Genomic DNA, 15524 nt, shown 5'->3' with positions numbered 1-15524 from the left:
GTTGACGTCTCACGTCGCGCACTGTTCGCTGGATCACTTGATCAAATCGTCCAGGCGCCGATCATCGATACCGGCGGGTTCCAGATGCGCAACCACATCTGCTGCCTGGAATATCGATCTCACGGCGTCCTCCGCGTGGTCGCCAATGCTGTGACCCTGTTCAACCGACATTGCGCCGTCCACTTCCACGTGGAATTCCACGAACACCCGGTCTCCGCCATTTCGGGTCCGGATGTCATGAACGCCCCGAACACCTTCGCAACCGAGCACAGCGGACCGGACCCGCTCCCGGTCAGACGTATCGAGTTCCCGATCGAGTAACTGGTTCAACGCTTGCAGGGCCATGTCCCGTGCATTCCATAGCATGTAGCAGGATATGGCCAGCGCGCCTACTGCGTCGGCCCGGTTCCACGCAAGGAACCGTTCAAGTGCCAGCGCGGCCAGCACTGCAATATTCACCGCGACGTCGGTGACGTAGTGCGCCCGGTCTGCAGCGATGGCCGTCGACCCCGTTCGTTTGACAACGTATGTTTGCAATGCGATGAGCCCGCTTGCAGCAACCAGGCTGGCAATGATCACCCACAAGCCGAAGCCCATGTCGGTGAGCGGTTGCGGGACAAACAGGCGCTCGACCGATTCAATCCCAAGTCCCACGGCCGCGCCCGTGAGCAACAACGCTTGCACGAGCGCGGCCACGGCTTCCGCTTTGCCATGTCCATAGCGATGCCCCCGGTCGACAGGGCGCCCCGCATACCGGACGCCCACAAAGGTGACGAGAGACGCGACGACATCAACCAGACCATCGGCTGCGGATGTGAGTAACGAGATTGAGCCCGTCGCAAGCCATGCCCAGGCCTTTACACCGACCAGGGCGAGGGCGACCGCGAGCGCCACGATCGAGGCGAACCGGCGCAGCTTTTGATTCGACAGGTTTTCGGACATGGGCACACGTCTCGCTTCGTAAGCCATCATGCTACGACAGTCGCATGCAAGCGTTAAAAATGCGCGGCTTGGTCAGTGTGCAGGTGAGGGAGCGTGTTTTAGCGTTTGATTGAGCCGCTTGAGTGGGTCACTTGACTGAGCCACTTGAGTCACTGGCCGGTCGGCTTGCTTGAATTCGGCGCAACGCCTGTGTTCAGGATTCTCAGATTGCGGATCCGCCTGAAGGTAGGGTTGTCATGCAGCAAGCGGGCAGTAATATGCGCCACTGCGGCTTCACCCAGAAGATAATCCGGCACGCCGGAGACCGTGTGGTGAGTCATGTGCTGGTTGTAAGTTTCCGGCGCTTCGGCCGAACTATAGAAAAAATCGACTTCGTACGTTGCCAACTTGAACTCCAATGGTGTGATCAATCGTTAAACAACCATTGACGGAATCAATTCTATCAAGAGCTTGCAACGAGCGCGCACAAGGGTTCAACAAGCGAAATTTCCATTTCTGGCCAGGAGAGCTCGCAGCGTCACTCAGGTTTGATACAGGCCCACATGTCTGGCGCACCGGGCAAAAAAGCGGGTCCGCGCAGACACTTGCCAAGAGCGCCTCTTGATCGGCTCATTCGCATTGTTTTTCGTTTTTTCGTACTTAAAGTGCCTCTGAAATGCGAAAACCGGCGCGTTTTGGCACTCCCATGACTAACACGTGACTAGCGCAAGAATAAAGTCCTTAAAAAGAATTGCCTTTGTTCGCCCGATTTGTGTTCCCCTAAAGAAGGCACCTACTGCGTCAGTATCAGTCGCGGGTGCCGGTCTTGCAGCGTCGCTGTATGACGGCCAAAGGAGAAGTCAGTAGAAATGAATCGCCAGATCGTTGAAGAGTTGCTAGCTGGGCACGGGGAAGGGAAATTGCTTTTAAGCCATCGCATACACGGCAATGACTTCGAAGTCATGGTCTCACTGTTGCAAGCATCGGGAAATACGTTTGTCCGGGATTATTGTGCTCGGGCGCCTATCCTCGCCGGTACAAACGGTCTGAGCGATGCTGTCGCGCAGACCTTTACGGCCGTGCACACCGCCATAAATGGCGACCTGCGAGCCAAACCTGCCGGAATGTCGTTGTTTAAGTTTGTCTCCGATCCAACCCGGCGGGACGTGTTCTTCCGTCCATTCGACTAAATAGCCGCCCCGTTTCATCGGGCTTCTGTTCATACAGGGGGAACCTGCTGGAGAACCCCTGCTTGGTCTCCGCCAGACCCCGTGGCGATGCGCGCCGTGCGCCGGTAAACACCGAGCGCACGGCGCGTCAGTTCGCCGTAGCTTTCTACGAACATTGCGTGCGAGCGATCGAACACGGTCCGACACAGGGCGCGCATGGGCTGCCGCTGATCGGCTGCGGCGACTGGATGACGGCATGAACCGCGTGGGGACGCAGGGCTGCGATGAAGGCGTGTGGCTTGGCTTCTTCCTCTACGACGCAATGCTCAGATTCGCCGAAACGGCACGGGCTCACAACGATACCGGCTTCGCAAGCCGTTGCCAGGACCACGAGGCCGTGCTGCGAACCGACCTTGAAGCGCATGGCTGGGATGGCGAATGGTATCGGCGTGCTTGGGCTGCACGTCAGGGGCGACCGCTTGAGCGTCACGCCGCTGCTGCCGGCCAGCTGGGAGTTGTTTGAGTTGAGCTACTGCTTCGGCAAGACGCTCGATCGCATATCGGTCAACCAGTCCGCGAGGGATGGCGTGCAGCGTGTCGTTCTCGATGACGTGTCGCAAGCCAACGCAGAGATACACCTGATCGACGATGGGCGCGAGCACAGCGTCGAGATCGAGATGCCACGGGTCGCGAGTGCGGTTTCGCTGACTCCCGCCTGATGATTCGAAGGAGGCTCTGGCCGCTCAAATACGTCAAGACCATCTCTCTCGGGATCAAAGAGTACATTACGTAATTTATGGAATGAGTCTGTTTTGCGTATCTGATACGTCGAACTTCCGGCCTGACGCAACGGGTGCAACCGCATCCGGTGCCAATGGCCTTTCGCCAGAACGGCACACCCGCCTGGCAACCCACAGAGAAAAATGATGGATCTTCGAACCGTTAAAGAAATCGCAAAATTGAAGGCTCAGGTCGGGCCGTTGCAAAGGCAGTTCGCCGAGCGGTTGAACGCAGCCGTCGTCCAGGCTAAAAGCACGGCGGTCACCGAATTCAAGAATCACTTTACGAAAAGCGGGTTCACGGCGGCGGGCGAGGCGAAACGATACACAGCGAGTTATGAAGGCGTGCAATTTTTGCTGGAGATTGCGGAGACACGGGGGACGCTTTCGCTTTGCGAGTTCCACCTGGTGCCCCCTGCGTTGCTCAACGAGGCAAAGCTGACGGTGCATATGATTCGTAAAGGTCCGCCTTCGTCTGGACGGCCCTTGGCTGCGGAAGAGGCCAGCTTGCTTCTCGACGCAGAGCGGAACCTGGCCGATGCCCGGTCAGCGCTGTCGTCAGCGGCGCCCGAGTTCTGCTTTATGGTCGTCGAAGAGGAAAATGCAGAATTGCCCACAGTCGACGTAGTGCTCGAAAACAGGCCGGTATTCGATACGTTTGGAGAGTTTCTCGTGAGCGTTTATCCGCAATAAATGGGTTGCCCGCTGCGGCCCGGGTTCACCAAAGCGAGAGATTGAAGATCACGGCCGCCGGCGTATTGGGAGGGGCAGGTTGCCCGAAAACATGCGGTCTCCTTATGATCAATCGTTCGTCGCGAACTTGACCTTCAGTCCCGCATGGCACGGGCCGGCCTGCAAGCGCTACCCGGCCGTGCCCATGCCCATGCCGCGTTTCAGATCCCCGCGACCCGATGCGGCACATACGGCGCTTCCAGCGCCGCAATCTCATCTGTCGTCAACGTCAGCGACAATGCCGCGACGGCGTCGGTCAGATGATTCGGTTTCGATGCACCAATGATCGGTGCCGTTATCGGGCTCTTCTGCGCGACCCATGCCAGCGCCACGACGGCACGCGATACCCCTCGCGCAGCTGCGACGCTTGCTACCGCGTCGATCACTTTACGATCGGCGTCGAGTGTCGCTTTATAGAGGGTTTCGCCGTAATTGTCCGTGTTTTGCCGCTCGGTGGTTTCGTTCCAGTCGCGCGTGAGTCGACCGCGCGCGAGCGGGCTCCACGGAATCACGGCCTTGCCCTGATCGGCGCATAGCGGCAACATCTCGCGCTCCTCCTCGCGGTACAGCAAGTTCACGTGATTCTGCATGCTGACGAACTCGACCCAGCCGTGCTCCCGCGACACATGAAGCGCCTTATAAAACTGCCATGCATGCATGGACGAGGCGCCGATATACCGCGCCTTCCCCATCTTGACGACGTCGTGCAGTGCTTCAAGCGTTTCCTCGATAGGCACGGTGTTATCCCATCTATGTATCTGATACAGGTCGACGTAATCGGTGCCCAGGCGCCGCAGGCTGTTGTCGATTTCAGCGAAGATCGCCTTGCGTGACAATCCCGCGCCGTTTGGCCCGGGACGCATGCGGTTGAAGACCTTGGTGGCGATCACGATCTCATCGCGGTGGGCGAATTCCTTGAGCGCACGGCCAACAATTTCCTCCGATGTTCCATCGGAATAGGCATTGGCGGTATCGAAGAAATTGATGCCGGCATCCAGCGCCTGCTTGATCAGCGGACGGCTTTTGTCCTCGTCGAGTGTCCAGGCGTGATTGCCGCGATCGGGCGTGCCATAGGTCATGCAGCCGAGACAGAGTGGCGAAACATCGAGGCCAGTTGAACCGAATTTTCGATAATTCATCGCAGATATCTTCCTATGAACGAGTGGGTCTTGCATGGCGAACGTAATTCTTTCGTTACTCCGCTGCAACCTTGCCAAGCATTGCGACGTGGTGAGTTTCTGTGAGATCGTCTGCCGGAAACATACATTCAATACGCAATTCCTGCGCGGCGACGGTCTGCGGGGTTCCAACAGTAGTGACCATGGAAAAATAACTCAGCACTTCGTCATCTTTGACGAAGCTGATGGGGATGACGGGCAGGGTGGGCGTAGAGGCGGATCCGCTCAGGGACCGAAGGGATTTCCACCCGGTCTGCACGTCGGGGTAGGCGAGCAGCGCAGCGAGTAATTCCTGGGTTTTTTCGTCGACAACGCGTCCAACGGATTCACGATAAACACGCTGGATCAGGCTTTTCGCAACGTCTTCCCAATTGGCAATAAACGGGCGCATGCCTGCAGGATCGAACATGAGATGCAGCATGTTACGAGGGCTCTTGCGCGCAGACAGGTTGATGAAGCAATTGAAGAACCGTGGCGCAGAGTCATTGGTCATGAGCACGTTCCAATAGCGGTCCATTACCACCGCGGGAAAAGGTTCATGCTGACGCAAAATGCGCCCTAGCGCACTGGTCACACTCTGCATTTCGAGCGCGTCCCACCCGCTTTCCTGATAGATGGGAGCGTAGCCGGCTGCCAGTAATAATGTATTGCGTTCACGAAGAGGAATGTCCAGCGCCTGGGCAATATCCATTAGCATCTGACGGCTCGGAACGCTGCGCCCGCTTTCGATAAAGCTGATGTGCCGTTGCGACACGCCCGCATCAAGAGATAACTCAAACTGACTTCTGCCGCGCATATCGCGCCATTGGCGCAGCAGCAAACCGAGTTCGTTGGCAGGCGGCCTGGTGTTGAGGCGCGCAGAATTCATTGGTCTCTCGTTCGCAACAGGGTTCAGGTGAAGAGTCGTGATCGACCGCGGGGGCATAAGGCTATCGCCAACGTTCGCGCTCTCTCGATCCAGCAGACAAGAATACTCTTAACTCGCCAAATCGACAGGCCGGCACCCGGTCGTGCCGGCGGTTGCGGCAATTACAGCAATCGCGCAGGGTTCGGTGCGAACCGAACCCTGCGCGATCGTTTCCGCTCAGTGACGGTCCTCTCGTCAGGCAGGTGTCCATGCCTGAGCCTTAAAGCGCTCTTCGACAGGCGTACCGGCCATGTTTGTCGTAGTGGCGGCCATGGTGGACACACCAATGCTGGTGATTACCTCGAAAATCTGAAGCGGCGAATATCCAGCGGAAGTAAACCTTTCGATATCTTCATCGGCCACATTTCCTCGCTTTTCGATCAGGGCTTTGGTCATGCGCGACAACGCCGCGTATTTCGGGTCGTCCGGCAGTCTTCCCTCGCGGATTGCCTTGACGTCGGACTCCCTCATGCCGTCCTCAAGGGCGAACGTGGAGTGAGCCGCAACGGTCCAGGGGCACTTGATCGTGACCGCGTTTGTGAGCAGCAGAACCTGCTTCTCGCACTCGTCGAGGCTTCCTCCGTGAAAGCTTCCGAAGCTGCCGGCGAACCCGTTGAGGAGAACGGGGTTCCCCGCCATGGTTGCCATCACGTTTGGCAAAAAGCCGAACTTCTGTTCCAGCGCATGCAATGTCGGTTTGGATTTTTCCGGCGCCGATTCGATCGTGTGAAGTGTAAAGCTATGCATTCCTAACTCCTTTCCATTGGTTGAACGAGACTCTGTGCGTATCTCCATGCGATGCTTTTTTTCAACGCTGATACCGCAAGCAGATGACTGCCATCTTAGCGATCGCACGAATATGTTCAATTACCTCGGATGTAATAAAGACGGCTCTACGTCCGCGGTTGGCCGGCAGCGCGGAGTTCCTTTCGAAGGGGGGAATGAAGCTTGAATGAAGCTTGAATGAAGCGGATAGAGTGAAGAAAACCGGGAACGGCGGTCACGTTCCCGGTTGGGCCCGGCTTGGCGCCTCGCTTGAGCTACTCCTTAGGTTACTCCAGCGACGACTTCAATTCCTTGGCGGCCTCTTCAATTCGCTTCGTCACAATCGCATACGCTTCGGTCTGAGCCTGCTGCGTTTTCTGAGCGATTTCCTGCATATCGGCGAGCGCCTGATGCAGCGCCTTTTGAACGACTTCGGTCGGATTCGACGATGCTTTGGCCGGAGAGGTGGCAAACTGCTGCGCGATACCCTGGAAGTCATTGAGGGCCCGGCGCAGGATCTCGATCTGTTTATCTCGAAGGGCTTCCATGCCGCCGAATGCAACGCGGTTCGCGGCCGCCAGGGCTTCGACGTCTTTTCTGCGCGCATCCAGAATTGCCTGTACGTCGAATCCCGGAAGTTTGTACTGCTGGAACATCGCGGAAAACTGACTGAACGGGTCGCTGTACTCGGGCTTCGTCATGTGCCTCTCCCTAAGATATGTTCACGTTCGCGGAAACGTCAGCGCTCCTCAGGCGTGGAGGGTGGCGCCCAACGCTCTTTCGATAGTACAGGCTAACGATCTTTACTGAATCCAAGGGAAAACGCGCACAGGACGACAGTCTCGGCTTATCTGACTGTCAGAAAGGATCATGCGGCAGGCACTATTCGGCACGGTCTTAGCCTATTGCAAGGTTCATGGCGTCATGCACCGCAAGCGCGGCGCCGTTTCGCGCAGTGCGTCGCGCCGCCCCGGGCGAAAGACCCATGATTCGCTTGAATGCCCGGCTGAAGGCGGCTTCGGAGTCGTATCCGAGGGCGTTTGCCAATTCTGCCAGCGATGAATCCGTCTCTCGCAGCCGCGTGAGCGCCGCCTGCATTTTCCATCGCGCGGCGTAATGCATGGCCGGTTCGCCGACGAGTTGCGTGAAGCGCGCGGAGAACGCCGAGCGTGACATGCCGACAGCGTTTGCCAGCGACGCCACCGTCCAGTTGCTCACGGGATCACGATGAATCATCGCGATAGCTCGCCCGATCTGCTTGTCGCGCATTGCGCCGAGCCATCCCGTCTGTGCCTGGCGGTCGTTGGCGATCCAGGACCGGATAGCCTGGATCACGAGAATGTCGGCGAGCCGCGTGATGATCGTTTCCCCTCCGGGGTTCTGGTGCTGCGCCTCCGCTGCGATGAATCGCAGCGTGCTCTGGATCCATTCCGTTTCCGGCGATTTCCACGTGTCGACGCAAATCAGCGGCGGCAACAGACGAATCAGTTGATGCGCCGCCGGGTGATCGAAACGGACGACGGCACAGATCATGGTCGTGGCCGCGCCGCCTTCTCCGTGGCGGAGAACTTCGTACCGGTTGCTGATTGCGTCGCGCGGCAGGTCGAAGAGTTTTCCCGCCGGGACGCCCGCGCCGCTCATCAGGCGATGCCCCGCACCGTGGGGAACAAGGGCGAGGTGCCCGGGACGCAGCAGGCGAGGTTCGATACCGTCCACTTCCAGCAGGCACTCTCCTGCCGTGACGACATGAAACATCAGGCATTGCTCGAACGCCGGCAGTTCCAGGGCCCAAGGCGCGGTGAACTCGGACCGGCAATAAAAGGTGCCGCTCATGCGCAGGAAGTGCAGCGCTTCGCCGAGCGGATCTTCGGGTGCGGGCAGGTCGATCATGGGATTAGTGTCATTCAGCGGGATATCGGCACGTCCATTCCAATGGACGAATGAGCATGAAACCGAGACGTAATGCCATTGTTCGTCGCACTTTATGACATTACTCTGGATTCACGGTTACCGCACGATGCGGCGTTTATCTGGAGGAGTGATCCATGAATACAGAACCTATCCTGGTGCTCGGAAGCACAGGCAAGACCGGTCGTCGGATAGCGGAGCGTCTTGCGGCTCGCAATCTGCCCGTGCGGCACGGTTCCCGGTCCGCCACGCGGCCCTTTGACTGGAATGATCCCTCAACGTGGGTGCCAGTCCTCGAGGGCGTCAAGGCCGTGTACGTTTGCTACTACCCCGATCTATCGGTCGCTGGCGCAACGAACGCGATCCAGTCATTCACCGACCTGGCGGTGTCAAGCGGCGTGCGGCGCCTTGTGCTGCTCTCCGGGCGGGGCGAGCCGGAAGCGCAACGCTGTGAAGACATCGTGCGCAGTTCCGGCGTCGAGTGGACGTTGCTGCGCGCGAGTTGGTTCGCGCAGAACTTCAGCGAGGCGCATTTTTTGGAGCCGATACGCGACGGCGAGTTCGCATTGCCCGTCGCGGATATTGGCGAGCCATTTGTCGATGTTGAGGATATAGCCGATGTTGCGATAGCCGCGCTGACGCAGGAGGGTCATGCAGGGCAACTTTACGAACTCACGGGTCCGCGCCTGGTGACGTTCGCTGAAGCGATCGCGCAGATTGCGCAAGCATCCGGGCGGCCGATCCGCTTCACGCGGGTGTCCATGACGGAGTACGCCGCTGCGCTTGAAGAAGCCCGGCTTCCGGCGCAAATTGTCGAGCTCATCTGCTATCTCTTCACGGATGTACTCGACGGCCGAAACGCCTCCGTGACGGACGGTATCATCCGCGCGCTCGGACGCGCTCCGCGCGATTTCAGCGACTACGTGCGAGAAACGGCGGCAACGGGAATCTGGGGTAATGGGTAAGGTTAATTGACTCGTCCCGTCCGCCGGTGCGAGCGAAAACCCGTTAGAACAATTCCCCAACACCTTCATGGGCGTGATGATGCCCGCGTCTACATCGTGTCTAACGCTCATCTAATGCCCAGGTGCTCTGGTTACATATAGCGACGTTTTCTCATCGACGGAAACGCAACTTAACTTTTGGTTTCACCTGTCGTGAATTCGCCCCGCTAGGATGGCAACAAGACGACAAATCCGGTGGATCAAATTGTTACCTGCCAGCGCGCACGCGCTTTGCTACAGGGCACGCGCGTTGCTATGGGTTCTCTCTTTTCGTCCATAACCGATCCAGATGATAAATGTCCGCCAATCGATGGTGAGTGTTGAAAGCCATCGAGACTAAACATGTAAAGAAGGGTCTACCAGAGAATCGCCTACGACATGGACAGCGCACATCGCACGCTTCTATATATTGGAGGTAAACCAAATGAATCACTTCTAAGGCGCCTCAGTGAGCGCGCGTGGCTTGTCGTACCGGCCATGGGTGCTAACACGGCGGCGAAGCTGGCGCGTGCGCCCATGGCCGGGCTGCTCGATTTAACAGACGGTGTCCACGAGGGCCGGATTGCAAGGGTCGAACAACTCTCGCGATCCGTACTGGTTGCATGGGTTGCGCTGGTGTCGCAAGAGACGCGAAAGTGGACGGCCGTTCGAGACGTCATTGCGGCACATTGCTTCGACTTTGTAACGCTGCCGACATCGCATGAGCGGATCGTGAATGTAGTTGGGCAGGCCATTGGTATGGAGGTTCTTCGTTCCGAGGTGGAACCGCCGGATCTTGACGATGCGACAAGCAGCGGCATGCTAGGTTCTTCCGAGGCCATGCTGGAACTTCATTGGGCCATTCGAAAGGTGGCCGCGACCGATGCAACAGTGTTCATTTCAGGCGAGTCAGGAACCGGCAAGGAGTTGACCGCGCAGATGATTCATGCGCGATCGGCACGCCGTGATATGCCCTTCGTGGCGGTAAACTGCGGCGCCGTTCCACCGGATCTCCTGCATTCGGAATTGTTCGGCTACGAACGCGGAGCGTTCACAGGTGCCACGCAGCGCAAGATAGGGCGAGTCGAGCAGGCGCATGGCGGAACGTTGTTCCTCGACGAAATCGGCGACCTGCCGCATGAGAGTCAGGCCGCGTTGTTGCGCTTTATCCAGGAACGCAGGATCGAACGCCTGGGTGGCCTTGAGTCTATCGACGTGAACGTACGGGTGATCACGGCAACGCACCAGGACATGCAAGCTGCCGTGGAGGAGGGCAGGTTCAGGGCAGACCTTTTCTTCCGGCTTTGCGTGCTTCAGGTGAGGGAGCCGCCTCTTCGCGTGAGAGGCAAAGACATCACCGCGCTTGCGACGCACGCACTTGAACGGTTTAAAGGTGAACGCGCGCGCAGGATACATGGCTTCGCTCCGGACGCAATTGCAGCGTTGCATAACTACGGCTGGCCCGGGAACGTCCGGGAACTGATCAATCGTGTCCGCCGCGCGATCGTTTTGTCCGAAGGCAAGTTCATCACCGCTCACGACCTTGAACTGGCGGAGCATGTCGCGCTCGCGCCGGACTCGCTTCGGGAAGCACGGGCGTCAGCGGACAGAAGGGCGATAGAGGTCGCGCTCTTCGTGCACAAAGGCCGGGTTGTCGACGCCGCCCGCAGCCTTGGCATTTCGCGTGTGCATCTGCACCGGTTGATGCAGGAGCTGGGAATACCCACGCGTGCAGCCATTGACGAAGCACACGATTCGACCGATCCGAGCGACTACGAGTAAAGCTTCCTGAGGCAGCCGATGAACCCTGAATGTAAGTGATGGAGAATCCTATGCGCGTGCTTGGATCAGTTGATCACATTGCATGGACCACCTGCGATCGATGCGGAAACACGTATTCCGGTAGTGGGCAACAATGCAGTCGATGCGGCAAAACGCCAACCATCATGCAGCGGCTGGCGAATTTTTCTTCCCCTTCGAACGCGAAGAAAGGTAGTTCGCGCGGCGTATCGCGTCGCACGCGTTCACGGGGCACGTATCCGGGGCTAGCGGAAACCGCACTTCTTTCCGATCGGGCAAGCAGGCGGCGCACGGCACGAATTGCGTTTGCGTGCGCGATGGGTGCCGGTGCGCTGATTGCTTATGCATTGACCGAACCCTATCTCGCGGGCTTCGGTTTTAACCCGCAAGCCGATGAGACACACTTGACGGCAACAGGGCCGCTCGTCCAAAGCGGACCGGTGACGACACAGGGCAATAGCGTTCTGCCGACGCAACCATCGCTATTGAATGGTCGCCAGCATGCCAGCGATGAAACCGCGCGAACACCGCAGTCCGATATCAGCGCGTTCTATCACGCGCTGCAGGGCGGGAATCTGGCGGCGGCGCGCCAGCGTCTCGCCGGGATATGGGTAAGCAGTGAAGACAGCAATCAGTTAGAACAGATGCGCACCGAACTCGCCAGCCGCGAACATGCACGCGATGCATTGCTGCACCACGCGTGGCATTGCCGTGCGCTTGGTGACTGGCAATGCGTTGCCGACAGTGCGACGCAAGCGTCCGCGATCGATGCATCGAGCTGGGAAGCAAAACATCTGGTTGCGCGGGCGGCGAAGGAAACCGGCAAGGCTCACGATGAATAGCGCTTGGCAGCGTTCAGCGGATGCGATAGATCAAGCGCCAAGCGTGTGGCTAACGAGCGCTTCGCATGATGTCGGCCAGAGCGTCTTTCACCTCGTCGATCAAGGCCGGCCAACCCGCCTGACGCTGGCGAAACAGATACATATCGTTGGGGTACCAGGGTGACCCGGTCCCCGTCCGGTGCCAGCGCCAGTCGACTCCTGTCTGTGGCAACATCAACCAGCACGCAACGCCCAACGCGCCGGCCACGTGAGCGATCGCTGTATCGACGCAGATGACAAGATTGAGTTGCGCGACAATGGCTGCGGTATCGCCGAAATCGCGAATCTCCCGTCCCAGGCAAAGAGCGGGTTGCGCCATTTTGCATTCGTCGGCCTGCGTTTCGGCATCGCCCACTTGCAGGCTGATAAAGCGAATTCCATTGACGGACCACAGCGGCGCCAGATTGGAAAAATGGCTCAACGACCGTTGTGCATCGTTGTCGTGCCCGGCATTACCTTTCCAAACCAGCCCCACGCGCAAGCCGTCGCCGGGTAAGCGTGCTCGCCACATCTCCAGACGGTTGGTGAATACACCGACATAGGGAATCTTCGCCGGGATCGACTCGACTGTCGTGCCCGTGCGCCAGGGCAGGCTCATCAGCGAAGCCCAGTAATCGTGAACGTGAAGCGCCTGAGGGTCCGTCACCAGTGCGTCGATACCTTCCACCGTGCGCAGAAGGGGCGCGAGTACCGGTTTGCAGATCACCGATATCTTTGCCGCGCCTCGCGCTTTAAGCAGCGGCACATAGCGAACGAACTGTATGGTGTCGCCGTATCCTTGCTCCGGCAAGAGCAGCAGTGTCTTGCCTTTCAGATCCTCGCCGTTCCATTGAGGGAAAGGCAACTGCCCGTGTTCTCCAAACACTTCCGATCGCGCTTCGTAGTATTGCCAGCCTTCCGTATAACGCCCGGCGGATAGAAGAAGCATCCCCAGATTGAAGCGGGCCTCGGCGAAATCCGGCTTCAGTTCGAGCGCCCGGCGATATTCGATCTCCGCCTGTTCATAGTGATGAAGTCTTTCGAGTGTACCGGCGCGGTTATTCCTGATCTCCGCGGAATCCGGCATCTGTTCGAGCGCGCGACCATAGTGCGCTTCGGCTTCGCTGAACCGCCCGCATTGCCGCAAGAGATTCGCCAGGTTGTTGTGAGCCAGGCCATTGCAATCATCCCTTTCGAGCACGCCGCGGTAAGCGTGTTCTGCCTTCGTCAGGTCGCCCTGTTGCCAGGCTCGCGATGCTGACTCGATAAGCTGATGGTCCGTGTGTTCGCGGTCGGCGAGGGTTTTGCGATTCATGGGGCTGTCTTGTTCGCAGCAGACGTTGGCAAGCGTTACGGCTCTTGTATCAGGCGGCGATTACAAAATACTAACCGTGCAGAGGGCGCGGGGCAACCAAGCACATCGGATAAAACGTAGCGCGTGCGTGCGAAGGGGCGAATTAAAAAATATTTCATTGCGACGGGAATAGAGGGATGGGTAGGTGTGTTCGTCCCATTGCAAACCACAAACTTCCCAGGAATTAAAAATGAAAATCCGTCGCGCTACGTTACTTTTGTCGATCATTGCCAGTGCGTTCATTTCAGTTGGCGCCATGGCTCAACAGACTCAATCCGCTAAAGGTCCTGTCAAGAACATCGTGCTGGTCCACGGTGCGTTTGTTGGTGGCTCGGGTTGGAGACCTGTCTACGATATCCTGACCAAGGATGGCTATAACGTGACGCTGGTCCAGGAACCGTTGACGTCGTTTGCGGAAGACGTGACCGCCACAAAACGTATTCTCGATCGTCAGGATGGACCGGCCATTTTAGTCGGCCATAGTTACGGCGGCGCGATCATCACGTCAGCCGGGAACGATCCCCATGTCGCCGGTCTGGTCTACATCGCGGCTCATGCGTTGGATACCGGTGAGACCGAGGTTGGCAACGGCAAGAAGTTTCCGAACTCTGCGCACCCGCTTGTGAAAACACCGGATGGTTTCCTATTCCTTGATCCGGCCAACTACCCGGGCGACTTCGCCGCGGACCTGCCGCTGAAGCAAGCCCAATTTGAAGCCCGGGCACAGATGCCGACGTCGGCCACGGTCTTCGCAACCCCTATGACCGATCCGGCATGGAAGGTGAAACCTAGCTGGTACATGGTCGCGAAATCCGACAAGATTATCAATCCCGACCTGGAACGGATGTATGCAGCCCGTGCCCATAGCCATACCGTCGAGATTGCCGGCGCGAGTCACTCGGTGTATGAGTCGCATCCCGACGAAGTGGCGGCCTTGATTGAACAAGCTGCCGAGCACGCGCAGGACTAAGCTTCATTTCTAAAGTGAAGGGCGGTGCAGGGCATGGATCGTGGGCTGGTTAGATTTTATATAGATAGTAATACTTATAAAATGATGTAGCCGTATTTTTCATCGGTCCATTCCCTGCTGGCTTTCGGTGTTTTTACCACGCACCGCTTAAGTACTGGCTTCTTGTTCCAACCACGAGCAGAAGGCGACCACAAGCGCGTCCGTTTCCTTAGCTTCCGGCACATAAGTACAGTAACTGCGTGCAGGAAGAAGGGGGCCGGCGAATGGCGCGACAAGACGGCCGCATGCCAGGTCATCTGCTATCAGGGCGGTTGGTCCCATTGCCACGCCTATGCCGTCGAGTGCGGCTTGCAGCGTGAGATAAAAATGATCGAGTGTCAGCGTCGTGGCGGGTTTGAGATCGGCGACGTCTGCTCGAGCGAGCCAGTCGCTCCATAACCTTGGCAGACTTGATGTATGCAGGAGCGTGTGATGGATCAGGTCACGCGGCGTTTTGAGCGGCCGTTGATCCAGCAACGCGGGACTGCAGACGGGCAGACGTTCCTCTGACAAGAAGGGGCGCATTGAATAACCGTAGAATGTATCGGGGCCGCCGCGAATGATAATGTCGTAAGCGTCTTGCAGGGCTTCCACCGGCTCATTCGACGTCTCCAGGCTCACCTCAACGCCGGGATGCTGCGACTGAAAACCCGCGAGCCTTGGAACTAGCCAACGCAACGCGAACGTGGCGGGTCCGTTCACTCGCAGCACGCGGGGCGATACGCCGCCTACGTAGCCATACCTTGCGGTCGCGGAAGCGACCTGTTCGAATGCGGGCCCGATTTCAGCGAGGTAGGCGCGGGCTGCCGTCGTCAGGACTACACGCCGGTTATGCCGCTCAAACAGGGGTGCGCCCAGCCACTCTTCCAGCAGACGAACATGCTGGCTCACGGCGCCGTGAGTCACATGTAATTCGGTTGCGGCTGCCTTGAAGCTACCCAGACGCGCGGCAGCTTCGAAGGCACGTAGCGCATTGAGCGGAGGTAAGGGATGCCGCATTCAGATCAGTTTTGCTAACATGAAGTGCGAGATTTTCCGGGTTGTCACTGGTTATCAAGAGAGATATATTCGCCGGAAAAGCTTCCTGACGCAATCGCTTTGTCCCGAGGCTCCCCACGCGTCCATATGGAGGGAGGTCTTACGCGGATAGCGCGGGGTG

18 protein-coding genes are annotated in these 15524 nt (G+C 58.2%); 9 read left to right on the top strand and 9 right to left on the bottom strand.

The annotated features are described in order from the left end of the window. Nucleotides 1–33: 33 nt before the first annotated feature. Complete coding sequence (locus HB376_RS19535) at nt 34–942, bottom strand: cation diffusion facilitator family transporter (protein WP_213765320.1); 909 nt, start codon at nt 940–942, stop codon at nt 34–36. A 149-nt stretch (nt 943–1091) separates the two neighbouring features. Then, on the bottom strand, nt 1092–1328 hold the full coding sequence (locus tag HB376_RS19530) for a hypothetical protein (RefSeq protein WP_213765319.1): 237 nt from the start codon (nt 1326–1328) through the stop codon (nt 1092–1094). Nucleotides 1329–1790: 462 nt separating this feature from the next. Between HB376_RS19530 and HB376_RS19525 the strand changes: the two genes are divergently transcribed. The 5 genes from HB376_RS19525 to HB376_RS19505 all read left to right on the top strand — a co-directional run bounded on the left by HB376_RS19525 (nt 1791) and on the right by HB376_RS19505 (nt 3562). Further along, nucleotides 1791–2111 carry a hypothetical protein gene (locus tag HB376_RS19525; protein ID WP_213765318.1) on the top strand — a complete coding sequence of 107 codons (321 nt, stop codon included), beginning with the start codon at nt 1791–1793 and terminating at the stop codon, nt 2109–2111. Nucleotides 2112–2173: 62 nt separating this feature from the next. After that, nucleotides 2174–2350, top strand: a complete 177-nt coding sequence (locus HB376_RS19520) for a hypothetical protein (RefSeq protein ID WP_213765317.1) — start codon at nt 2174–2176, stop codon at nt 2348–2350. Further along, nucleotides 2347–2613 carry a hypothetical protein gene (locus HB376_RS19515; RefSeq protein WP_213765316.1) on the top strand — a complete coding sequence of 89 codons (267 nt, stop codon included), beginning with the start codon at nt 2347–2349 and terminating at the stop codon, nt 2611–2613. Before HB376_RS19520 ends, HB376_RS19515 begins: the two co-directional genes overlap by 4 nt. Continuing rightward, complete coding sequence (locus tag HB376_RS19510) at nt 2504–2809, top strand: hypothetical protein (protein WP_213765465.1); 306 nt, start codon at nt 2504–2506, stop codon at nt 2807–2809. The genes HB376_RS19515 and HB376_RS19510 overlap by 110 nt, the downstream gene beginning before the upstream one ends. 207 nt (nt 2810–3016) lie before the next feature. After that, nucleotides 3017–3562, top strand: a complete 546-nt coding sequence (locus HB376_RS19505; RefSeq protein ID WP_213765315.1) for a hypothetical protein — start codon at nt 3017–3019, stop codon at nt 3560–3562. Nucleotides 3563–3762: 200 nt separating this feature from the next. Here the strand turns inward: HB376_RS19505 and HB376_RS19500 are convergent, their stop codons facing one another. The 5 genes from HB376_RS19500 to HB376_RS19480 all read right to left on the bottom strand — a co-directional run bounded on the left by HB376_RS19500 (nt 3763) and on the right by HB376_RS19480 (nt 8341). After that, entirely contained in the window at nt 3763–4740 is a 978-nt protein-coding gene (locus HB376_RS19500) for an aldo/keto reductase (RefSeq protein WP_213765314.1), read from the bottom strand. A gap of 55 nt (nt 4741–4795) precedes the next feature. Further along, nucleotides 4796–5647 carry a helix-turn-helix transcriptional regulator gene (locus HB376_RS19495; protein ID WP_213765313.1) on the bottom strand — a complete coding sequence of 284 codons (852 nt, stop codon included), beginning with the start codon at nt 5645–5647 and terminating at the stop codon, nt 4796–4798. 234 nt (nt 5648–5881) lie between these two features. Next, nucleotides 5882–6481: a carboxymuconolactone decarboxylase family protein gene (locus HB376_RS19490; RefSeq protein ID WP_255631446.1), complete on the bottom strand. Its 600-nt coding sequence runs from the start codon at nt 6479–6481 to the stop codon at nt 5882–5884. A 257-nt stretch (nt 6482–6738) separates the two neighbouring features. Next, complete coding sequence (locus HB376_RS19485) at nt 6739–7152, bottom strand: phasin family protein (RefSeq protein ID WP_213765312.1); 414 nt, start codon at nt 7150–7152, stop codon at nt 6739–6741. 196 nt (nt 7153–7348) lie between these two features. Next, nucleotides 7349–8341, bottom strand: coding sequence for an AraC family transcriptional regulator (locus HB376_RS19480; RefSeq protein WP_213765311.1), 993 nt, complete (start codon nt 8339–8341; stop codon nt 7349–7351). 155 nt (nt 8342–8496) lie between these two features. Here HB376_RS19480 and HB376_RS19475 point away from each other — a divergent pair, with 155 nt between their 5' ends. The 3 genes from HB376_RS19475 (at nt 8497) to HB376_RS19465 (ending at nt 11984) form a co-directional block, all read left to right on the top strand. Beyond that, nucleotides 8497–9324 carry an NAD(P)H-binding protein gene (locus tag HB376_RS19475; protein WP_213765310.1) on the top strand — a complete coding sequence of 276 codons (828 nt, stop codon included), beginning with the start codon at nt 8497–8499 and terminating at the stop codon, nt 9322–9324. Nucleotides 9325–9741: 417 nt separating this feature from the next. Then, nucleotides 9742–11124, top strand: a complete 1383-nt coding sequence (locus HB376_RS19470; RefSeq protein ID WP_213765309.1) for a sigma-54 dependent transcriptional regulator — start codon at nt 9742–9744, stop codon at nt 11122–11124. Between the two features lie 50 nt (nt 11125–11174). Beyond that, nucleotides 11175–11984 carry a hypothetical protein gene (locus tag HB376_RS19465; RefSeq protein ID WP_213765308.1) on the top strand — a complete coding sequence of 270 codons (810 nt, stop codon included), beginning with the start codon at nt 11175–11177 and terminating at the stop codon, nt 11982–11984. Between the two features lie 49 nt (nt 11985–12033). On the opposite strand, the gene HB376_RS19460 is transcribed toward HB376_RS19465, so the two are convergent. Continuing rightward, nucleotides 12034–13317: a tetratricopeptide repeat-containing glycosyltransferase family protein gene (locus HB376_RS19460; protein ID WP_213765307.1), complete on the bottom strand. Its 1284-nt coding sequence runs from the start codon at nt 13315–13317 to the stop codon at nt 12034–12036. A gap of 229 nt (nt 13318–13546) precedes the next feature. Here HB376_RS19460 and HB376_RS19455 point away from each other — a divergent pair, with 229 nt between their 5' ends. Beyond that, nucleotides 13547–14326, top strand: a complete 780-nt coding sequence (locus HB376_RS19455) for an alpha/beta hydrolase (protein WP_213765306.1) — start codon at nt 13547–13549, stop codon at nt 14324–14326. Between the two features lie 147 nt (nt 14327–14473). On the opposite strand, the gene gcvA is transcribed toward HB376_RS19455, so the two are convergent. Then, nucleotides 14474–15364 (bottom strand): transcriptional regulator GcvA, encoded by an 891-nt coding sequence (gcvA, locus tag HB376_RS19450; RefSeq protein ID WP_213765305.1) that lies wholly within the window; start codon nt 15362–15364, stop codon nt 14474–14476. Nucleotides 15365–15524: the final 160 nt, after the last annotated feature.

This window comes from Caballeronia sp. dw_19 (genome assembly GCF_018449515.1).
In the GTDB taxonomy this organism is placed as follows: domain Bacteria; phylum Pseudomonadota; class Gammaproteobacteria; order Burkholderiales; family Burkholderiaceae; genus Caballeronia.
Note: the sequence above shows the minus strand (reverse complement) of the source record. Positions and strands in the feature narration are given on the sequence as shown.